At 41.1% G+C, this 21777-nt stretch carries 23 protein-coding genes; 10 read left to right on the plus strand and 13 right to left on the minus strand.

Features of this window, described 5'->3' with window-relative positions; translation table 11 throughout:
* Window positions 1–23 precede the first annotated feature (23 nt).
* Complete coding sequence (locus VK664_RS02170; protein ID WP_461396955.1) at window positions 24–1196, minus strand: FecR family protein; 1173 nt, start codon at window positions 1194–1196, stop codon at window positions 24–26.
* A 100-nt stretch (window positions 1197–1296) separates the two neighbouring features.
* Window positions 1297–1890, minus strand: coding sequence for an RNA polymerase sigma factor (locus VK664_RS02175; protein WP_461396956.1), 594 nt, complete (start codon window positions 1888–1890; stop codon window positions 1297–1299).
* A 459-nt stretch (window positions 1891–2349) separates the two neighbouring features.
* Here VK664_RS02175 and VK664_RS02180 point away from each other — a divergent pair, with 459 nt between their 5' ends.
* The 3 genes from VK664_RS02180 to VK664_RS02190 are packed head-to-tail and all read left to right on the plus strand — an operon-like array spanning window position 2350 to window position 4501.
* Window positions 2350–3171, plus strand: coding sequence for a hypothetical protein (locus tag VK664_RS02180; RefSeq protein ID WP_461396957.1), 822 nt, complete (start codon window positions 2350–2352; stop codon window positions 3169–3171).
* Window positions 3172–3211: 40 nt separating this feature from the next.
* Window positions 3212–3835: a DUF4136 domain-containing protein gene (locus VK664_RS02185; protein ID WP_461396958.1), complete on the plus strand. Its 624-nt coding sequence runs from the start codon at window positions 3212–3214 to the stop codon at window positions 3833–3835.
* Between the two features lie 30 nt (window positions 3836–3865).
* Window positions 3866–4501: an outer membrane beta-barrel protein gene (locus tag VK664_RS02190; RefSeq protein WP_461396959.1), complete on the plus strand. Its 636-nt coding sequence runs from the start codon at window positions 3866–3868 to the stop codon at window positions 4499–4501.
* Between the two features lie 263 nt (window positions 4502–4764).
* On the opposite strand, the gene VK664_RS02195 is transcribed toward VK664_RS02190, so the two are convergent.
* The gene (locus tag VK664_RS02195; protein ID WP_461396960.1) at window positions 4765–5820 is read right to left on the minus strand and encodes an NAD(P)-dependent alcohol dehydrogenase; all 1056 of its coding nucleotides are present in this window, start codon (window positions 5818–5820) and stop codon (window positions 4765–4767) included.
* 175 nt (window positions 5821–5995) lie between these two features.
* Entirely contained in the window at window positions 5996–6175 is a 180-nt protein-coding gene (locus VK664_RS02200) for a hypothetical protein (RefSeq protein WP_461396961.1), read from the minus strand.
* A 256-nt stretch (window positions 6176–6431) separates the two neighbouring features.
* On the opposite strand from VK664_RS02200, the gene VK664_RS02205 reads away from it, so the two are divergent.
* A complete protein-coding gene (locus VK664_RS02205; protein WP_461396962.1) occupies window positions 6432–7415 on the plus strand; it encodes an ankyrin repeat domain-containing protein in 984 nt (327 codons plus the stop codon).
* A 149-nt stretch (window positions 7416–7564) separates the two neighbouring features.
* Here VK664_RS02205 and VK664_RS02210 read toward each other — a convergent pair whose 3' ends face one another.
* Window positions 7565–8377, minus strand: a complete 813-nt coding sequence (locus VK664_RS02210; protein WP_461396963.1) for a PIG-L deacetylase family protein — start codon at window positions 8375–8377, stop codon at window positions 7565–7567.
* Window positions 8378–8638: 261 nt separating this feature from the next.
* Between VK664_RS02210 and VK664_RS02215 the strand changes: the two genes are divergently transcribed.
* A complete protein-coding gene (locus VK664_RS02215; RefSeq protein ID WP_461396964.1) occupies window positions 8639–10780 on the plus strand; it encodes a T9SS type B sorting domain-containing protein in 2142 nt (713 codons plus the stop codon).
* A gap of 51 nt (window positions 10781–10831) precedes the next feature.
* Here the strand turns inward: VK664_RS02215 and VK664_RS02220 are convergent, their stop codons facing one another.
* From VK664_RS02220 to VK664_RS02245, 6 genes are all read right to left on the minus strand, one after another.
* Window positions 10832–11710, minus strand: a complete 879-nt coding sequence (locus tag VK664_RS02220) for a CE1 family esterase (RefSeq protein WP_461396965.1) — start codon at window positions 11708–11710, stop codon at window positions 10832–10834.
* A 137-nt stretch (window positions 11711–11847) separates the two neighbouring features.
* A complete protein-coding gene (locus VK664_RS02225; RefSeq protein ID WP_461396966.1) occupies window positions 11848–12195 on the minus strand; it encodes a hypothetical protein in 348 nt (115 codons plus the stop codon).
* Between the two features lie 88 nt (window positions 12196–12283).
* Window positions 12284–13171: a DUF5777 family beta-barrel protein gene (locus tag VK664_RS02230; RefSeq protein ID WP_461396992.1), complete on the minus strand. Its 888-nt coding sequence runs from the start codon at window positions 13169–13171 to the stop codon at window positions 12284–12286.
* Between the two features lie 50 nt (window positions 13172–13221).
* Window positions 13222–13782: a YceI family protein gene (locus VK664_RS02235; protein WP_461396967.1), complete on the minus strand. Its 561-nt coding sequence runs from the start codon at window positions 13780–13782 to the stop codon at window positions 13222–13224.
* A 6-nt stretch (window positions 13783–13788) separates the two neighbouring features.
* Window positions 13789–14253 carry an OB-fold protein gene (locus VK664_RS02240; protein ID WP_461396968.1) on the minus strand — a complete coding sequence of 155 codons (465 nt, stop codon included), beginning with the start codon at window positions 14251–14253 and terminating at the stop codon, window positions 13789–13791.
* A gap of 1 nt (window position 14254) precedes the next feature.
* Complete coding sequence (locus VK664_RS02245; RefSeq protein WP_461396969.1) at window positions 14255–14629, minus strand: hypothetical protein; 375 nt, start codon at window positions 14627–14629, stop codon at window positions 14255–14257.
* A 189-nt stretch (window positions 14630–14818) separates the two neighbouring features.
* Here VK664_RS02245 and VK664_RS02250 point away from each other — a divergent pair, with 189 nt between their 5' ends.
* Together VK664_RS02250 and VK664_RS02255 are read left to right on the plus strand one after the other, a co-directional pair.
* Window positions 14819–15391 (plus strand): RNA polymerase sigma factor, encoded by a 573-nt coding sequence (locus VK664_RS02250; protein ID WP_461396970.1) that lies wholly within the window; start codon window positions 14819–14821, stop codon window positions 15389–15391.
* Window positions 15379–16848 (plus strand): hypothetical protein, encoded by a 1470-nt coding sequence (locus VK664_RS02255; protein ID WP_461396971.1) that lies wholly within the window; start codon window positions 15379–15381, stop codon window positions 16846–16848. The genes VK664_RS02250 and VK664_RS02255 overlap by 13 nt, the downstream gene beginning before the upstream one ends.
* Here VK664_RS02255 and VK664_RS02260 read toward each other — a convergent pair.
* Both VK664_RS02260 and VK664_RS02265 read right to left on the minus strand, forming a co-directional pair.
* Window positions 16845–17876: an LLM class flavin-dependent oxidoreductase gene (locus VK664_RS02260; RefSeq protein ID WP_461396972.1), complete on the minus strand. Its 1032-nt coding sequence runs from the start codon at window positions 17874–17876 to the stop codon at window positions 16845–16847. The genes VK664_RS02255 and VK664_RS02260 overlap by 4 nt on opposite strands.
* Before the next feature lie 84 nt (window positions 17877–17960).
* Window positions 17961–18287, minus strand: a complete 327-nt coding sequence (locus VK664_RS02265; RefSeq protein WP_461396993.1) for an SRPBCC domain-containing protein — start codon at window positions 18285–18287, stop codon at window positions 17961–17963.
* Between the two features lie 268 nt (window positions 18288–18555).
* Between VK664_RS02265 and epsC the strand changes: the two genes are divergently transcribed.
* The 3 genes from epsC to VK664_RS02280 all read left to right on the plus strand — a co-directional run bounded on the left by epsC (window position 18556) and on the right by VK664_RS02280 (window position 21732).
* On the plus strand, window positions 18556–19368 hold the full coding sequence (gene epsC, locus VK664_RS02270) for a serine O-acetyltransferase EpsC (RefSeq protein ID WP_461396973.1): 813 nt from the start codon (window positions 18556–18558) through the stop codon (window positions 19366–19368).
* 4 nt (window positions 19369–19372) lie between these two features.
* The gene (gene cysM / locus VK664_RS02275) at window positions 19373–20245 is read left to right on the plus strand and encodes a cysteine synthase CysM (RefSeq protein ID WP_461396974.1); all 873 of its coding nucleotides are present in this window, start codon (window positions 19373–19375) and stop codon (window positions 20243–20245) included.
* 239 nt (window positions 20246–20484) lie between these two features.
* Window positions 20485–21732: an efflux RND transporter periplasmic adaptor subunit gene (locus VK664_RS02280; protein WP_461396975.1), complete on the plus strand. Its 1248-nt coding sequence runs from the start codon at window positions 20485–20487 to the stop codon at window positions 21730–21732.
* Window positions 21733–21777: the final 45 nt, after the last annotated feature.

Consider the following 21777-nt stretch of genomic DNA (forward strand, 5'->3'; position numbering starts at 1 on the left):
ATGTTAACCTAAAAGGGGTGGGACTAAGGTTTTTGTACTATCAGAGTCTTACCGTTAAGCCTACAGTAAATATTGTTTTTTTCTAACAATTTCAATACCTGCGAAAGTTTCAGATCGCGCTGAATCTCGCCGTTAAACCTCCTTTGCGGAATTGAACCTTCAAAAACAATATCTACATCATACCAGCGGGAAAGTTGTCGCATTACCATCGTTACATCCGCGTTGCTAAAATTGAAAGCGCCGTTTTTCCAGGCTATAGCCAAATCTATATCGGCATTTTTGTTTATCGTAATCCGGTGGTCTCGACTTACCTGCGCCTGCTCGCCGGGATTAAGGATTTGGGAATCTTCATTGTCCATACCCGTTACTTTTACACTCCCTTCTAATAAGGTTGTTTTCAATGTAGTCTCGTCAATGTAAGCATTAACATTGAAATGTGTTCCCAGTACTTCCACTTCACCTTTGCCGGCTATTGCCACTTTGAAAGGCATCGATGCATTCTTTGCTACTTCGAAATATGCTTCTCCATTCAACTCTACTTTTCTTTCAGTTCCAACAAAAGCCGCAGGAAAACGCAAAGATGTTGCGGCATTTAGCCAGACTTTCGAACCATCTGCAAGTATCAGCTGGTATTTACCGCCTCTTGGAGTGGCAAGTGTATTTAAAAGAACTTCGGTTGGTTTTTCAATTAATTTTTTATAGGCCAACTCGCCCTCAACGGTTTTTAGAATCTGGGATTGTCCCTGTTCAGTAACTATGCCCTCCGGAACATTTGCCAGGATAACAGAAGATCCATCGGCAAGGGTAAGAGTAGCCTTGTTGCTTCCAGGGTTCTGCAGGGTATTATTGGTAATGACTAACCCTTTTTTTTGATTAGAGTTATTTATCAGGTTGTAAATTGAAAATGCACCCACTAATAATATCGCTGCTACAGCTATCTTTACCCAGGTCTTCCTGTAAATTGGTACCACATTGCTTTTTTCGGCAGACAGTTCCATTTTTAGTACAGCCAGGGATTCATCCGTAGCTGGGCTCCATCGGCTCCCATCATCGTCAACATCAATATTTTCCAGCGTTTCACTAATCAGTTCCCTGAGTTGAGACTCATTTTCGGGGTTATTGAAATAGGCCAGAAATTCCTTCACCTCTTCAGGTGAACATTGATTATTAAGGTATTTTCTAAATAACTCTTGCATACTATCAGAACGGTCCATAGCTATTACGACTGCCTTTAAGAAATCCTCTGCTCAATTGCCGCTTTTTTTTATGTTTTTAGTATTTTAATTTATTTCGGTTTTAGCGCAGCGCCAGGAAAAGCACCACGATGGTAACCAATGTTTTATGATTTTTGTCAAAATACTCGCGGATTGCCTTGGTACCTTTCACTATATGATCGCTGATAGTTGAAACACTGATCCCAAGCATTTCGCTAACCTCCTTATAACTTTTACCCTCCAGTTTACAAAGTCTTATTATCTGTTGTCTTTGCGGGGGAAGTAAATCAATGGCCCGTTGAAGCATGGCCAGGTTCTCATCTCCCGAAATAAATTCGTCAATAACATTGTAATTAGCAGTAGATAAAGCTATTAGCTGAGAAGCCATGATTTTTTCTCTTGCCGCTTTCCGGAAGAAATCATAAACCTTATTTTCTGCAATCTTAAAGAGGTATGAACGAAATGATTTTTCAGGATCTATCGACTTCCGGTGTTCCCATAATTTCAAAAACACATCCTGCAGGATTTCTTTGGCGTGGGATTCTGACTTGACTAATTTAAGCAATTTGCCGAATAAGCGGGGGCTATATAACTGATAAATTTTTTCAAAAGCATTTTCATTGCCGTTAAGCAAGTCTAACAAAATGTCTTTTTCCTCGTGGAGTGAGTTCAACAAAACTAAACAGTTAATTATCGGAGTGAAATTAGCGCATTATTATGAACCTGCCGAAAAAACCCTCTGATGCGATATTACATGATTGTTAACTGATTAAACGTTTAATCTTTTATGTGATGAAACTATCTAGTTCCTGCATAGTGACATTGAGTGAAAATTTTATGCCCATTTGATTTTCGGCTGTCCTTTTACGTTAAAACCCATAGCTGTCCCACTGGTTTTGCAGAATTTAATAAAGCCTGGTACCAATCCGAAACAAAAAACTAAAAAAAAATACTGCAGAGCAGAGGATTTTATTTCCAGGCACGTAATAGCAATATGCAAATCCGGGGCGGACAAAATAAGGGAACGATTGGCTGTATTGAGCTCCAGGTGTTAATGACAACAAAAGAAGCCTGATTTGTGATAAGAAATATGCACTATAGGATAAAGCACTGCTATTAACCTTAACTATCTAACATGGAAGTCAAGACTATGTTCTCAGCTGAAGCCATCAACCAGCAAACAAAGCGGATCCTTGGTTTTTCCCTATTCCGAAGCTCACCTGTTCTAAGCAGATTTCTTGAGTTTATCATTCATGAGACAATTCAAAAAAAGGAAGTACAGATAAAGGAGTATTCCATTGCGATCAATGTGCTTCATCGTTCGCGGGATTTCAATCCAAATGGTGATTCTATTGTGCGGATCCATGCGGGCAGGTTAAGAAGGGCATTAAATGATTATTATCTCACCCAGGGAATTTATGATCCGATCATTATCCAGATTCCAAAAGGTGGTTATGTTCCGGAATTTGCCGAAAGTGGAACAGCAAAATCAACGAACGACGTATTGCCTTTGTTGATAGAACAAGTCAATAAACCCCTGGTAGCGATTTTTCCATTCAGGGTAGCCTCACAAAGAGAAGGTATCAATGAATTCATACTGGTGCTGAAAGAACAAATGAGCGAGGAGCTTTTAAGTTTCCATGACATCTCTGTCATCGGATATTATTCGCTGGAAATGAAAGCAAAGATTAAGGAGAATATACTCGAGGCTGGTAAGTTGGCCGGAGCTGACTATATAATAACCGGTAGCCTGACCTATATCGGCCAAAGAATCCGCGTTTTGATCAATCTGCTGGTTACAGATACAGGGGAAGTATTATTATGTAAATCTTTCGAAAAGAATATTACTTCGAGCGATTTTTTTGAAACCAAAGACGATATGGCCAGGAATTTTATGGGTTTTGCTGCGGATTGTTATGGGATAATTTTCCAGGAATGGCACAAGCATGTCATATAAACTCACACACTAATATTCACTATACTAAATGATGATTTTTATGAGAATTAAGATTGCACTTTCGTTATTTCTGGTGGTCATGCTTGCGGGCTGTTATAAGGAGCCGGCCTATGAAGAACTGTCAGACAACTTTACGGTTACCACAAACCGCGACCTTGAAGTAGATTTTGGAACTTACAAAACCTACTTTATCTCCGACACGGTTCCCTACCATTCAGGAACCTCCAAAGATTCAATGCTTCCGGCTGCGGAAGCGAAAAAACTGGTAGATGCTGTCAAGGCAAACATGTCAACAAGGGGCTACACGTTTGTACCAAAAGCTGCCAAACCTGATCTTGGTGTCAGCCTTGGAGCCTTAAAGGATACAGATGTTGGTGTGATTTATCCCGGTTGGTGGTATGGCTATCCTGGTTGGTGGGGTGGCGGTTATTGGGGCGGGTACTACCCTTACTATCCATACAGTATAACTTATGTTATTACCAGTGGTAATGTAATTGTTGATATTGTTGATCTCAAAAGCGCCGTTCCAAAGCAAAAACTTGTGGTTATCTGGAACGCTTTCATAGGTGGTGGCCTTGCAACTTCTACAACAGTAAATATCGACATGGCAATCGATGCGATTGACCAGGCCTTTGTTCAGTCCAAGTATATCCAATCCAAATAATTACATTATTAAATTAATAAAACGTTAGAGATGAAAGCAAAATATTTAATCACCTTCATTACTTTGGTATTTGCCGGGAGCAGTGGTTTTGCACAGAAGGAATCAAAATCATCGTTTGAAATTGACCAATTGATAGGACTGAACTGGGAGATCAATGTACCAGCAGGCAATAATTATATTTCGAAAACAAGTTTGTCGGGCTTTAAATTTGAATACCGCAAATTTTTCAGTGACCAGTTTTCTGCAGGAATTGCTATTGGATGGAACACTGTTGAACAATATTTCCCCACTAAAACATATGAAAAAACGGATGGCAGTGTTGCCGTAACTACTGATATGATCCGTCAGGCATTTAATCTTCCGATGATGGCGACTGCGCACTATTATCCGCAATTACCAAGTCATATATTCAAACCTTATATCGGCATTGGCCTCGGCGCGCAATACTCATCGCAGGATGTGTATTATAATATTTATGTCATTGAAAATGATGACTGGGGTTTTGTTGCGAGACCTGAGATTGGAACCCTTGCCAGGATCAATGAGAAAATTGCGGGTATTGCAAGTGTTGGTTATAATTATTCCACTAATAAAATGGATGCGCTGGGAGTCAGTAGTCTTAAGCAAGTCGTTTTTAATGTCGGAATTGCCTTTCTGTTGGATTAGATATGGCAATTCTTTAAGCACCATTTCCACCAATACTCGATACATATTGTAAACCGGGGTGAAGTTGCAAATGCTCTGGAAAGTATATTAGATTCTGGGTAGCGGTGGTTGTTATATATCAGGCTGTCGGTTTGGTCAGACAGCCTGTAAGAGAATTATGAGTTATGAGTTATGAATTATGAAACCTAGAGCCGTAAATCGTAACTTATAACTCAACTCTTAACTCAGTCATCACTCACTCATAACTCATCACTAGTAACTTGTTAAGTAACGACCGAGATAACCAGCTTTCCTTTTTGTTCTCCTTTGCTGAAAATCCTGAATGCTTCAGGTACTTCAGGTAGTGTGAAGGTTCCATCTATTACTGGTTTGAGTTTTCCGGCTTCGAATAATTCATTTATGTAGGCGAGGTCTTTGTTGGGTTTTAAGGCAACAATACATATTTGTTTTTTGGTTAGCCGGGAGATCATTGGTGCGAGAATAGCTGCTTGTAAAAGCCGGCTTATCGAACCCCCAACTGTAACATATATACCATTTGGATTCAGGCAACGTGTATAATCGAATAGGGAACGATTGGTTTTGACATCCAGGATAAGGTCATAACATTGGCCGTTTTTTGTGAAATCTTCTTTTGTGTAATCAATGACATGATCAAAACCGATGGAGCGCAACATGTCGAGTTTTGCAGGGCTATCGACACCAGTGATTTCGAGTCCATACAATTTTGCAATTTGCAACGCGAAGGTTCCAACGCCGCCACCAGCTCCGTTAATCAATAACTTTTGCCGGCTGGAGATTTGGCCGTTGGCCATCTGGCCAGGGGAGATTTGGCTGGAGGTGATTTGACCGGAGGTGTTTTGACCAGTGGTGATTTGCCGGGAGGCTATTTCGCCTTTATCGATTAGTCCCTGTACGGCTAGCATAGCGGCCTGAGGTATTGCTGCTGCCTGCTCAAAGCTCATACTGTCTGGTTTTAAGGCAACTGAGTTTTCAGGGGCACAGGCATACTCAGCAAAACCGCCCCAAGTGCCGCTGAGATCGCCATATACCGCTTCACCTATCTTAAACTTTTTTACATTTTTGCCTACAGATTCTATGCGACCGGAAATATCAGAACCGACTATTATTTTTTTGGGTTTGAAAAGTCCAAATAGCAGTCGGTTGATAAAATCTCCCTGGATAAGCCCCCAATCCCAATCATTGATCGATACAGCACAAACCTTTATCAATACTTCATCGTTTTTTGGAAATGGTTTTTCGATCTCTTTGAGTTGCAGTACTTCTGTACCTCCATATTTTGATTGAACGATTGCCTTCAAGATTAATAGAGTTTTATAATTACTATAGTTTTAAAATAACTATAGATTTATGATGCTATAGATTTATGATTCTATTGATTTATTATAACTATCAATTTGAGATAGCTAATAATTTGTGGTAGCTAATAATTTATTATAACTATAAATAACTATTAATTTATTTTAACTATAGGTTTTAATAACTACGATATTTATAAATACTATGATCTGCAAACCATGATAATATAAGCAGCAATTCAATAGTTACTGATCTATTTCCTTCTTTGAAATTGCCGGATTTATCTTCGTGTAATAGTTTTGTTCGTGTAATAATCCTGACCTGGCTCCATTTCAGGTTCATTTGTTTCAAAGCCATTGAAAATTATATTGGGTCCTTTTTCTGCAAAAACTTTTGCAATACCTAATCCTATTCCGCTAGTGCTGCCTGTTATCAGTATGGTTTTTATTTGATTCATATTAGATCCCCAAAAAATAACTGATTAACGAACTTAATGTATTTATAGGCTTATTCACCATGATCCTGTATTGACTTCGTCAAAAAGGATCATGCAAAGTATATCTGATTTGGTTAACAAAATTATTAGCTAAACTATTCTATATTTAATTAACAGATGGTACAACCTAATGAATTAAAATCAGGGTTTCCCATTGAGATTCCGGGGAACAAAAAGATACCTGCAACCAGGGTCTGGGAATTGTTATGGGCGACCTATAAGGGTAATCTTGAGGTTGTCCGGAACTTTATTTCCGAAGAGCCGAATCTTGCCTATGCTCAATATAATTATATGCCCCCGATTCACCTGGCAGTGCGGGAGGGTCACCTGGAACTGGTAAGTTATTTACTTTCACTCGGTGCATACGATCCTTCTTACCGTAATTATCGTTTCCGGGATAGCCTGGAAGTCATCGCGGAAGACTCGGGTTATGTTCCGATAGCGGAGGAGTTATCAGACTATGCTAAAGAATCTTCGAGGCAGCAATTTGAGGGTGACTATGGTCGTATTCATTTTCCGCGGTCAGAGGACGGGCAGCATTTTGAAGATGCTGTAGATCAAAATGATCTTGCCATCGTCGAAAGTATATTGAAACAACATCCTGAATTTGCAAAAGACGAGACTTATTTCTGGGGAGAAGGTATATTGATGATGCCTGCAAAGGAGGCTCAGTATGGAATGATCGATTTACTTATTTCTTATGGAGCAACAGTTCCATCAATTCTGAAATGGACACAGGCCTATTATTTTGAACAATACGATGGCGCAGCTTACATGCTAAAAAATGGGATGAGCCCCAACGTTATGAATTGCCATCATGTTACCATTTTACATGACATGGCACAAAAAGGTGATATAGCAAAATTGCAGTTGTTGTTACAATTCGGGGCAAACATTGAAGCGATAGATGAAGAGTATAAGTCAACACCCCTGGGTCTCGCTGCCCGATGGGGCCAGGTAGAAGCGGTTAATTATTTACTTGACCATGGTGCAGATCCTGGTAAAGGAGGACGTTCATGGAGCACACCGTTGGCTTGGTCAAAAAAGAAAGGCCATGATACAATTGTTGAGATCCTGGAAAAAGCCGGCGCCTCTCAATAGACTTTCCTATCAAAAGACTTCCGATCAAAAGACTTTCCAATAAACTTTCAAATCACAATACTTGTCAATAAACTTTCCGATCAAAAGACTTTTCAATAAACGTTAAGCTCAAATGACAAGGAGTTAATCATGCAAATTTGTTGATTGCATCATTTTATCTCATCAAATAAACCGGTCTTCCGTATTTCAGTCCCGCGATAAGACCGAAAGTAAAAGTTACCGTTTTTGGTGTTCCAGAATAACCTTTGCAATTCGTCGATTCCCTCTTTGGTGTATTGACTTTTATGACAGTCCCATGCGGTACGAGCCTTTTGAAGTTCAGCCGGCGATACTGTTACACGAACATTAAGATAGGAACTGTCAACTGTGGCCAAATAAAAATTGTTCCCGGTTATTGATCCCGAAGGCACTTCTGTATAATATAGGTTTACAGGTTTCGCCCATCGTTTCATTGCGAACACTTCTGTTACCACGTCGCTTACGCTGCGATGATCGGGATGCCCGGTTAAACCTGAAGAACCCCAGGTGATAACGAGATCGGGTTTCAGTTCGTTAAACAACATGATGATCCTGTTACGCATTTTACCAAGCTGGCTGCCCAGGCTATCCATACCTTCTTTCATCCGCATCTGGTCATGAAGTCCCATGATGATCGGCTTATTGATGCCAAGCGTTGAAGCCAGGCAATTCATTTCGGCAGCACGTACTATTGCGAGACTGTCAGGATTTTTCATTCCAAAATGCGGAGTGAAACCATACCTGCCATCTGTGGCAACAGCGATATAAACAGCTGCCCCTTCTGCTGCATATTTAGCCAATACAGGCGAAACAGTTGATTCATCATCAGGGTGCGCAAAAATGGCAAGTATCACTTTGTTGTCCTGGGCTATACAAGCAGGAGATAATTGCAGCAGGCTGAAAACAAGTCCAAGGGCAAAAATGGCAAGGTTGGAAGATTTCATATCAACCAAGTTACTAAATCTGTTTCATCTTAAATATTCGCAGTGAAAATCTATCTCATCTTAATACCCGCAGTTAAAATCTATCTCATCTTAAATGTAAACAGTTGAGATCCGAGATCCGGTATCAGGCATCAGCAAGACCGTACATCAGCAGGTACATTTATCAGTCGGATTGTGCATCATCCGGCTCAGCCATCAGTATTATGTTTCACGACAGTTGTTCACTATATTTATGTCAGATCTAATCTTCCGAGCCTGTTTATGCAAACCAGATTTTACCTGCTTTTTATTTACCTAACTCTTTCATATCCTTTACAAGTCATTTCCCAATGCCTTTTAACTCCCCAGGCTTCTATTACCGGAGCTGGCTGTGTTACCAATGAATTAAGGTTAAGTACTAATGTGATGCCTGAATCCATAGAATGGCAATTAAATGGAACAGTTATTTCCACCCAAAATGTCTTACTGAGTGTAAACGCAACTACGGTAGCCGGGGGTAACGGAACAGGTGCCGGCTCGGGCCAGTTTCAAAATGCAGACAGAATTTTCGTTGATGCCACGGGGATTATTTATGTAGCAGACCAGTTTAATAACCGTGTGCAAAAATGGCTGCCAGGTGCAATCGCGGGGGTGACCGTGGCCGGTGGAAATGGAGTAGGAGCTGCACCAAATCAACTTAACCGGCCTTCCAGTGTATTTGTTGATGATGCCGGAAACGTGTTTATAGCTGACCAGGGAAATGGCCGGGTGCAGAAATGGGTCCCTGGTGCCGCAACGGGCATAACTGTTGCCGGCGGTTCTTTAAATGTCCTTTCATATCCCACTGATTTATTTGTTGATAAAAACGGAGTTTTATATGTTTCCGATCAACTTGAAAATGTCGTAGTCAGGTTTTCACCAGGCGCGAATTTTGGGATAGTGGTGGCCGGTGATTATGGTATCAATTCCGGCGCTTCTGGCCTAAATGCACCAACTGGTATTTATGTTGACCAGGCAGGTAATATTTACATTTGTGATACCGATAATTACCGGCTTCAGAAATGGGCACCTGGAGCCAGCTCCGGAACTACGGTTACAGGAAGTTTTGGTTATCGTCCCCTGGATGTTGCTGTTGATTGTAGCGGCAATATATATGTCGCCGAATATATGACGCACCAGGTTCTGAAATATCCTCCCGGGTCTTCAGTTGGTACAACAGTCGCCGGTAATAATGGCCAGGGAAATGCGGCTAACCAGTTAAATAACCCGGTTGGTGTTTTTATTGTCGGCAATAACTATCTCTATGTAGCAGACTATTCCAATCATCGCGTTCAACGATTTTCAAATAGTATCGATACCAGGATTACTCCAATGGTTCCAGGTACTTATACGGTAACGGCAAACTATGCCTGTTGCCCTTCAACTACATCCTCCATCAAGGTGATTGCCACACAAAATCCTGAAACCAACATTACAGCTTCAGCTATCAATATTTGTCCTGGTGACCTGGTTACATTTACTGCTGCAAATACAAACCAGATTGTTAACCCGGTATTTAAATGGTTAATCAATGGCAGCAAGGTTGGTGATACCGATCCAACATTTAAAAGCACAACAATTCTAGATGGTGATAAGGTGACCTGTATACTTGGATCTGATCTTGGCTGTACATTACCAGGTACGGACACAAGTAATATTATTGAGATGACTGTTACCAACAGGCTGCCTCCGGCGCTAGGAAATGATCTGAGTATTTGCCGGGGTAAAGAGGTTCTGCTACAGGCACAATCTACTTATTCGTCTTACAGGTGGCAGGATAATTCAACGCAACCGGCTTTGCTTGTGAACCGTGATGGAAGATATCATTTGCAGGTAACAGATGCATGTAATAATATAATGAGTGATACGATTACAGTTTCATTCTATCCTCATGTTAATAAATTTTTACCTTCAGATACCATCATCTGTTCATATGATAACATAAGTATCCGGCCTGCGAAGGAATTTAAATCTTATGAATGGAATAATTTTTCAACATCGGAAAGCATTACTGTTGATCATCCGGGGCTTTATTGGCTGCAGGGCACGGATGAAAACAACTGCATCAACCGTGATTCCATTATTGTCGTTACAAAAAACTGTCCTCCCAAAGGATTTTATATTGGTAATGCTTTTTCTCCCAACAATGACAATAGGAATGATGTTTTCAAACCAGTCATTTTAGGAACTGTAAAGAATTACCAGTTCTCAGTCTATGACCGTTATGGCTCACTGATCTTTAATTCTTCCTTGCAAAGCCTGGGCTGGAATGGGACAAGTAATAGTAAATCTTCCAGCACAGGTGTCTATATCTGGTTGTGCAAATATGAAGATGCTGCAGGCGTTCAAAAAATTGAAAAGGGTACAGTTGTCCTGGTAAGGTAAAAGAGATGCCTGGAAGAAAATGTTTATTTTATAAGGAATCAAAAGGAATTATTAGTTCTTCACAGAAGATCTCTTAAAAAAGTCCCAGATATAAAGAAATACATCAATGTCATTCGGATAATCATGATGGCCGCCAATCACTTTAAGCAAAGTGACTTCCGGTTTTTTTCTTTTTTTATAAGTATAAGATTCGATAAGTTTTTTATCGGCCGGATCAACATCGGGCAACAAACTTTTCACAGGTTTTCCTTTATAACCAGCCAGGCGGGACCAGTATTCAAAACTATTTTCTGTACTTCGTACCACGCCAAAGCTTGAATTATTTACAAACATTTCTCCGCCGTTATAAGGATTTGTTTCATCGAGAGTGCCATTCACAATCATTACAGGTAATGGTTTACCAGAAGGGGTGCAGTCCATAGAAGCTGAGTCCGGCAAATTTGCAATGATGGCTGCGATTGCGTGGATAGTACCAGGCATCGTTAAACCAAGTTTGTATGCCATGTGTCCGCCACCGGACATTCCAGCTGCAAACACTTTTTTAACATCGATCTTATATAAACTGTCAAAATAATTGATCATGGATTTGAAAAACGCCTCTTCATTTACATTCTCCTTGTTCGCGATGGCGGTGGAATAGCGGCGGCATTCGTTCCAGAAATTCAGGTACCCATCCGGATAAACAATCAACAGGTTTTCGCCGCCTGATTTAGCCTGAAGTTTTGTGGTAGTTTTTGCCATACCCAACCCGGTGCCCCCGGAGCCATGCATCAGAAAAAGAAGGTTGCCTCCAGGTACCAGGCTTGCTGGTTTGATAAAATGAAAGCTACGATAACGACCTTCAACCAGGATTGAATCAGACTGAAACTGTGCGGTAACTGGTATTGAAGCTGAGAGTAAAAAAAATACAAAAAGCAGGCTTTTATTCATGGACCAAATATAAGATGGTCGTTTCAAACTAATGATCCGGCTTCATTTTTTTCGATTATTTGCAATTTTCGATTATTTGCAATAACAGTTTCACAACATTTGCCTTTTATATTCATATATCGGACCAGGTCCTGCTATCACGCAGCAACCTTCTCGTAACCTGTAATGTGAATTTCGCTGATTTGTGAGCCAGGTGTTACTTCAATATTAACGCCCATCGGTTTACCTATCTGAATTACAGATTTGTATTGGCGGGTTTTATGTTTAGTGTCGATGCTTTGCCACAATACATAAATGTTGTTTTTCATTTCCGGCCGCATCATGATGTGCACTTCTACCAGGTTTGAATATCTTTCCTGGAAAGCCTTAATAACTGTTATTCCATCCCAACCGGTGATTGCCGTGCCGGTAATAACTTCATCCTGGCCCGGCTTTGCGCAACTTAGCAAAAGGATTGCCGGCAAAAACATCGCTATAAATCTCATAGTCCGAATATTAATTAACGGAAACTGTTTATGGGGTGCCGAAGCACTCCACTGAGATTAGTCGCAATTTGATGAAGAACAGTAACAGCTATTTTTTCTTTTTACCCCCCAGTTGGAATGATCTTGAAATGTTGAAGCCAAACTGGATGTCCCCATTGAGCCAGTCGTTGAAGGTTTCTGTAAGAAATACCTTTTCGTTCATACCCGCTGCATTTGTAAAATGAAGCTGGAATACGTGCCCGCCTGTTTCAATATCAAACCCAATGGAAAGCGGATTATGAAAATCGTAGCTGACTGGCTGGTCAAACACATAGTAGTAGTCAACATTTAATGATATACGCTTTGATAATTTTAATCTGCCCCCGATACCAGTAGCGAAAACGTCATTCGGATCCCCGGTGGTTGGAACCATGTTCCGATGCAGGAAAGTGGGATTTAACTGGAGCGTAAATATTTCATTGAACTTCCGCCCGATGATGGCTTGAAAATAATATCCTAGCCGGTGCTTGAATTCCGGTTCCGGATCCTTGTTGCTCCAGGATTCACCAATCATCGTCATTCCTCCCACAAACAACAGCGATACAGGAACATTGCCTGAACCAGCAGATTGTTGAATTGCGCGATATTTTAAAAATCCATCTACTTCCTTGTGAAAACTGGCACGACCTATACCGACTGTGAGGTTTTTCGTAATACCATAGTCGAGACCGAGCCTGATCGTTGCTTCGTCCAGTCCGAAAAATTCGGAAATTCCCTGGTTTATATTTCCAAACCGGTGCAGGATACGAAAATCCAGCACACCAGGTTTGAGCATCTCAAGACTTTGAGACATGATGACCCTGGTAGATTTATATGCACCTGTTACATATTCACGGGCCTTCGTGGTGTCAGCGATGCCTTTCAGCAGATCGGTATCCTGGCTAAGGCCTTTTATTGAAATTAAACTGATAATCAAAAAATACAAGATAGATTTCATCACGATTCATGAATTTTTAATAATGGTAATTGGTTCAACAGGTAGTTGGTTCAACGGGTAAATGGCTCAAGCCTGGTCGTCACATTTATTTGCACGGATTTAGAAATCTTATCTGCAACCAATGATGGAATAGATATGTTATAATCAGCAACCAACACAGTAAATGAAGTGCCGGCTTCAATATCTTTTGCTGATATATTTAATTTTGCTTTTGCAGACACGGGTTTGGTAACCCCGTGAATAGTGAGATCACCTTCAACATTTGCATCATAGGTGCCCGGTGTGCCATACTTAATATCAGCATTGTTTGTGATTTTTCCTTTGAAGGTCGAATTGGGGTACTTGTCGCTTTCGACATAGTTTTCATTGAAATGTTCCTGCATCAATCCTTTCTTAAATTCAAATGCTTTCATAGGCGCAGAAAATTGAATCGCTCCTGATTTGATATCAAGCACTGCAGTCACTATTTGATTAGTTGCCTCTACATTTTCAAGATCCGTACTAGCGAAAAACCGGATCGTTCCTGTTTTGGTAAAATACCTGTCCTGCGCATAACCAACACCAGTGATGAGAATACATCCTGTAATAAAAAACAGCGTTTTTAGTTTCATTGTGGATTATTTTTGTATGTCTTTGATACCTCCGGACCTGAATCTGATCGTGGCGCCCAGGCCCGCAAGCAAATCATCGGGCGATGCTTCATCCCTTATATAGCTGCCACATACTCCCTGTACAATAACTATTTCATCTTTTGTACGACCGGCCAATGACTTTTTATACCTCGGATCGATAGCCACAATGATTTCTCCCTGAGTTTCCGGTGCACCGACTATGATTGATCCTGATGTGTCGATGTTTTTTAATGAACCTGAGAATTGAATTATTTTATCAATGTACCTGGCCGAAGCGGTTGCAACATCCTTTTCAAATTCAGTAAGCAATTGATTTGCTGTTACGATATGGTCCGGCGTTTTTGAAACCTGGTCGGGATTTTCATGGGTATACATAAGGTAAGCGGTAAGCGCTAACCCAAGCAGCAGGAAAACGATTACAATCAATGAGGTTTTTTTCGTCCGGTTCATCTTAGTTGTTTAAAGCGCCACGATTGACCCAGGCTCTGAACTGATTTATATCACATTCACTCATTTTGTTTCCACCCTGCGGCATAGGGCTGAAACCGTTTGCATGAGAAATGGCTCCAAGCAGGCGACCGTCAGTTACCTTTGCCTTTACAGCATTGTAGCTTGAAAGTACAAAGCCGCCAACAGGTGCTGTTCCACTATGACAACTCAGGCAGCCATATTTAGTGATGAGGGGAGTGATGGTTGCTGAATAAGATACTGTTGTTGTGTCACAGACGGTAGGCGTTGGACTCGTGAGTAAATCTTCTGAATCAGAACTGCAACTTGCCAGGGCCAGGCAAAGGGCAGCAAAAGCAAAAACGGATTTCCTAAACATGCTTTCTAAATTTTTTTGTGGTTGTCTTGTTCATTTGGTATTAAAAACGGCTATATCCCGGAAGGGTTGCCTCAATAAAACACCTGATTACTGTTTTTTTCTGACTGCTAGCCGGAAATTTTTTTATTTAAACCACCAGGCAACCATCTATGAATAAAATCGTATTTTGTTACAAGCTGAGTTTACCAATTGGAAAATCTAAAGGAGATCATTTTAAACTGCGTTCACAACAACCATAGAGATCAGAAGATTCTCTATGAGCAGTTTTATGGCTATTGCCTTAAAACTGTTTTCCGTTATATATACCATTACGACAAAGCGGTGGATATAGTTAACGATGGGTTTATTAAAGTTTTCCGCAACCTGCACAAATTTGAATTTAAACAGGACGTAAACGTTCAGATGCTATTGATGGGATGGATGCGTATGATCATGGTCAACACTGCCATCGACCATCTCCGCCAGAATAATTTCATGCCTGAGATAGGGGAGATCTCGGAACATGTATGGGAATGCCATGATAAATCCCAGTCTTCGGATCAGCATCTTTTATATAAAGAGCTTATCAAAGAAATCAAAAAACTCCCTCCTGGTTACAGGGCAGTGTTTAATATGTATGTGGTGGATGGATTCACCCATAAAGAAATCGCTGAACAACTGGGTATCTCTATCGGTACATCAAAGTCCAATCTTTCAAAAGCCAGGGTAATCCTGCAAAATATTATTAAAAAAAACGACCAGGTTAGGATATGCAACATCTGAACGACGATATGGATGAGATGTTCCGGAAAGCTGCGGATGATTATCCGCTGAATACGGGTAATCCTGACTGGAACAAAGTCGCCGAGGGTCTTTCGCAGGAGAAAAATCCTGAACCTCCTGTTAAAAGGTCTTATAGAAAATATACCTGGTTATTGCTGCTTTTGCCTTTTGCATTCATATGTAACCGGATCTATGATCCCGGTTTATTTAAACAAATAACCAATAGTACCAATAGTACCAACAGTACCCATGGTACCAATGGTACCAATAGTAATGAGGTTGAGATGAACAAAAACAAGAGCAAGGATCAACCAAACTTAAAGGATCGTGAACCAGGTTCAGAAGGGCAGGAGCCAGGATTAGATGATAAAGAACTGCGTTTAGATGAAAAAGAACCAGGTTCAGAGAAAAATAACGGTAAAGCCGGACAAGATCCGAATGTAGGTGTGGAAGGCAAACCACTACCATCTGAGACCTCGAGATCACCCGTTGAGTTATCGGCACCTTTAAATAAGGGAAGAGATCAATCGTCAAAGGCGCGGAAAATTCCGACCGGGCAACCAACGCTTTCAAATTCCCGATACAGGAGTTCAGGCAATGGAATCAGCCAAAAAAACAAAACTTCAGATATCAATCGTAAAACCTCAAACCCTAAATCGTCTGCTCTACCCGGGACTACGAATACGGGCGCAGCTATTAATTCATCGTTGAATGAATCTCCTGCGCCTGATTTTTATGCAATTTATCCATATACAAAAACAGGACTTGCACTATTTGATATGACTCCTGAAGTTTCGACAATTCCTGTACCGGAGATGACAAAATTGTCACCCGGCCCTGTGTCAAAACATCCTGTCAAAAACAAGAATTTTTATGTTGGATTCGTCGGTGGCATCGATATGACAACTGTCAGTTTCCAGCAAACTTCGAAAATTGGTAGTCAATTTGGTGGCCTCGCTGGCTACTCATTTGCAAAAAAATGGAGCGTCGAGCTTGGATTTTTTGTTGACAAAAAATATTATTACAGCGATGCTAAACATTTTGAGAAAGGCAAACTACCATATCGGGCTAATGCTACTGTCCTTTCAGTTGATGGTAGTTGCAGGATGTTTGAAATACCGGTCAGCTTCAAATATGATATCACCAATACTTACAAATCAAACTTTTTTGTAACCGGCGGACTATCATCCTATATCATGAAAAATGAAGATTATGATATATTATACTTATACAACTCTTCCGGATCAAAGGCGCTTCATCCTTATAGCTATAAAAATTCTTCTACGAACCTGTTTTCTGAAATAAGGATCACGGGTGGGTACTCACTTAAACTTCCAAAAAGTTTTTCAGTTCGAATAGAACCATATTTCAACATCCCCGTGAGCGGTGTGGGTCATGGCGACTTGAATCTTATGAGTGGCGGAATCAATGCAGGTATTTTCAGGAGAATTTTTTAAACGATTTGTCTCTTTACTTCAGGGGCTACCTGTGTTCCAAATAATTCAATTGATCTCAGGAGTTTACTATGTTCAATATCACCTGAAATAATCTGTGCAAGGAAACGGGTATTTTTGAAAATCGAATATTGATAAACAAGTTTTTCTATTACATCTGCAGGGCTGCCAACAAGAAGAGGACCTTTGGGTAAACGCAGGTGCTCAAACTGCGGTCGGGTCAATGGAGACCAGCCCCTTTCCCTGCCAACACGATTCATCATCTTTTCATAGATGGGCCAGAATTCATCCGCGGCTTGTTCTGAAGTATCGGCTATATACATGTGTTCGTTTATAGCAACCTGCAGTTTAGACAATTCATGGCCGGCTTCCGCCGCCGATTGACGATAAAGATTTGTCAGCTGTGCAAAACTTGCAGGTTCTCCGCCAAGTATTGCTATAGTTAAAGGAAGGTTCAGTTGACCTGCCCGGATTACAGAGGCCGGGGTTCCCCCAACTGCAATCCAAACCGGCAGCTTGGGTTGGTAAGGTCGGGGAAATATACCGGTCTGTTTCAGTGGAGAACGGAATTTTCCTTTCCAGTTTATGATTTGGTGCTGGTTGATATTGAGTAACAGGTCCAGCTTCTCGCTAAACAAGTCGTCATAGTCTTCCAGGTCATATCCAAACAAGGGGAATGATTCGATAAACGACCCTCTTCCGGCCATAATCTCTGCCCGGCCACCTGAAACCAGGTCCAGCGTAGCAAAATTCTGGTAAGTACGAACAGGATCCGCGGAGCTTAGGACTGTCACTGCGCTCGACAGTTTTATCCGGTCAGTTACTGCAGCCATCGCTCCAAGTAAAACCTCGGGTGCCGAAATCAAATAGTCCGGCCGATGATGTTCGCCAAGTGCAAATACATCCAGGCCAATGCGATCTGCCAGCCTGGCTTCAAGAATTAGTTCCTGGGTGCGGCGATATGCGTTCTTTGCATTTCCTGTTCCCTGTTCGGGTTGTACCTCTCCAAATGTGCTGAGTCCGAATTCCATAAATTTCTTCTTTTGCAGATCGCTGTTGTGTAAATCAACTAAGACCTGCAAATGTAGTCAGAAATTAATGTTCAACCTTTGGCCTTAGCCGGCTAATATTTCGTCAAGCCTTTCATACGAATCAACGATACCTGTTTCCATTCCGGACTGTATCATACCATCGCGGTCAGCGACTGATTGAAAAACGGACTGTACTGTGAGCCTGGTTCTTTTACCGGGCAAAGACTCAAATCTCGTTGTTTCCAGTACTACATGTCCTTTCTCTGGCATGCCTTCGTACTCAAAGGTTTGTATGCTAAGTTCAGGTGCTATAGATTCATGCACCACACCACGGAATGCATATTCATTCCCGTCTTTATCTGTGTGGATGTAACGATAGGAACCACCCGTATAGGGCTCAAACTTTTCAATTTTGAAATTTTAATGCTTATCCGCAAATGCGTAAGCGTTCCCTTACAAATATATAAGTAAGCAATTGCTTACGCAAAAATAATTTTCAACTGCCGGTTAAAATTTGTCTAAGCCATTGAACCAGAAGGTGCCTGATTTAACCCACCATTTTGGTAGATTTGTGTGCTCTTTAACAGCAAAACGATGAAATTCAACAAAATCTGACTTATTTTTATTGCGAAAATGCCCGGTATTTTCTTCGTTTGGTATCATATTAAAAATAACACCTTTGGATAAAAACTTTCTTTTAAGACTACTTGCCCGTCAACAGGACAAGGAATCTGTACCCTCAAACGATGTAATTGCGGGATGGGCCACGCGGGTGATACATTTATTGTATCCTGAAATGTCTACCAACAAGTTTAGTTCGATTGAAGAGATGAGCCAGGCCTTTTTAAAGCTGGAGAAAGAATTACTGGATATCTTAAATGCTACTACGGCCTGTGTTGATTGTAACAATAGATTTGTTGTAAAGCGGTTCTTTGAACATGTGCCGGAACTTCTTCGGTTACTCAACACCGATATAGACGCTATTATGAATGGTGATCCTGCTGCTAAAAATGAGTTTGAAGTGATCAGGGCTTACCCGGGATTTTATACATTGTGTTTTTACCGTATTGCCCATAAATTATTAAAACTGGATGTGCCTTTGTTACCAAGGATATTAAGTGAGTTTGCGCATTGTCGTACCGGGATAGACATACATCCTGCTGCCGAGATTGGTGAATATTGTTATATTGATCATGGAACGGGCTCAGTTGTTGGTGAAACAGCAAAGATTGGCAACCATGTCAAGATGTACCAGGGTGTAACCCTGGGCGCTTTGAGTGTTGAAAAAAACATGGCGAACACAAAACGTCATCCGACTGTTGAGGACCATGTAATTTTATATGCCGGCGCTACCATTCTTGGTGGTGACACCGTTGTTGGACATCACAGTATTATTGGAGGCAACGTATGGTTAACAAGGAGTGTTCCTCCCGGATCACTGGTTTATCATAACCCTGAGATTGTTGTAGCAGAAAACAAAATATTAAATTAATTACATGGCAAGTGTTCTTGATACTGTTGGAAATACTCCGACCGTCGAAATTCTAAAACTCAATCGAAATCCCCGCGTTAAAATATTTGCGAAACTTGAAGGTAATAATCCGGGAGGAAGTGTAAAAGACCGGCCTGCCCTGAACATGATCAGGAGTGCGGTCGAGCGCGGCGAAATCAATAAAGATATCACACTCATAGAGGCAACCAGTGGGAATACCGGAATAGCCATGGCGTTGATTGCAAATCTTTTCGATCTTAAGATCGAACTGATTATGCCTTCAACTTCAACCAGGGAAAGGGTGCTTTCAATGGAAGCATTTGGTGCTAAAGTGGTGTTGCTAGACAATATGGAAGTTTGCCGTGATTATGCGGAACAACAGGCCGCTACCGGTAAATATTTTATGCTGAATCAATTTGCCAATCCTGATAATTATATCGCTCATTATAAAACGACCGGTCCGGAAATATGGCGGGATACAAACGGTGGCATAACCCATTTTGTAAGTTCGATGGGTACAACCGGTACAATCATGGGTACTTCCATGTTTCTTAAAGAAAAGAACCCAGGTATCCAGATAATAGGTTGTCAGCCAACTGATGAATCGTCCATACCTGGGATCAGGCGCTGGCCCCCTGCATATCTGCCCAAAATTTTTGATCCTTCCAGGGTCGACCGGGTGATGGATATATCTGAACAGGATGCCACTGCATATACCCGAAGGCTGGCAAAAGAGGAAGGTATCTTCGCAGGAATGAGTAGTGGTGGCGCTTTATCTGCCGCTCTAAAACTTAGTGAAGAACTTGACTCCGGTCTTATCGTTTTCATTTGCTGCGACCGTGGGGACAGGTACTTAAGTTCATCATTGTTTGGATAGTTTAAAAGAGTTATGAGTTATGAGTGATGAGTGATGAGTGGGAATACAGGCCACCATAACTATTCGCCATTCATAACTAATTCATAACTAACTCATCACTCATAACTCATCACTCCAAAAACAGACTATTTGTCCGGAATCGGACATTTTTTTTTGCTTCAAACCTCGTAATTGCTTCGTTTTCAACGTGCTGACTCTGGCACTTTGATTGGATCATTATAGTGCAAATATGCACCACAATGGATACTGACATCGAACAGCAGGTTAACAGGAAGAAAAGGAAACGACTGATTTTTACAACCGGCGTTACTGTATTTATCATAGCTGCAGTCATATTTTTTATGAGATCCGGTTTGTCCGCATCAATGGCTCCTTCAAGCTTTAGTACTGCAGTCGTTGAAACAGGTACTATTGAAAATACGCTCAACGCTTCCGGAGAAGTGGTGCCGGAGTTTGAAGAAATTATCAGCAGTCCTATCGTTGCTTCCATAAAAAGCGTCATCAAAAATGCCGGTACTTCGGTAAATGCCGGGGAGTCGATTCTCGCACTTGATAAATCTGCTACGGCCAACGAACTTGAAAAACAAAAGTTCCAGCTCGAATCAAAGAAAAACAATATCAAAAAACTAAAACTTGAGCTGGACAAAAGTTTTTATGATATCAGGTCGAATAATGATATCAAACAACTTCGGATCAACAGTCTTATAGCTGAAGTTGAAAACGCAAAGCGGCTATACAAGGCCGGTGGTGGAACCCAGGAAGATATCGATAAAGCAGAGCTTAATCTGAAGGTTGCCAGGCTGGAAAAGCAACAACTGGAGAATGAAATAAAAAGCAAACAGCAGACCATGCAGGTGGAAATGCGTGAGTCTGAAATAGAAGCAGCTATCCAACAAAATGCCCTGGCAGAACTTCAAAGGAAATTAAATAACGCTGACATACTTACCACCAGGCCCGGCGTAATTACCTGGGTAAATAAAAACATCGGCGCGCAGGTAACTGAAGGCGAACCGCTGGCCAGGATAGCAGACTTATCTGGCTTCAAAATAACCGGCAGTATATCAGACAATTTCATGAATGACTTGCAGGAAGGCATGGTTGCTATCATCAAAATAAATGAAACCCAGCTACGCGGCCATGTGTCACATATTTATCCATCAGTTCAAAACAATATTGTTCAGTTTGATATAAAACCAGATAGCCAGGCTATCAAACTATTGCGACCCAATCTTAAGGTTGATGTGTTCCTGGTAACATCGTCCAAAGCCAATGTAATGCGTGTATCTAATGGTTCCGCCTTCAAAGGGAGTTCACCCCAGGATGTTTTTGTAGTTGAGCAAGGGAAAGCAAAAAGGATTAAGGTAAATACCGGCATGTCCAATTTTGATTTTATCGAGCTTAAAGACAATGTTAAGCCTGGCGACAAACTGATCATTTCTGATATGACCAGGTATAAAAACGTAGAGGAAATAACTATTACCAATTAATCCCAGACATGAACATGAATTTACATATGCCAATCATGAACATGT

The organism is Flavitalea sp., assembly GCF_035489435.1.
GTDB lineage: Bacteria > Bacteroidota > Bacteroidia > Chitinophagales > Chitinophagaceae > DATHKG01.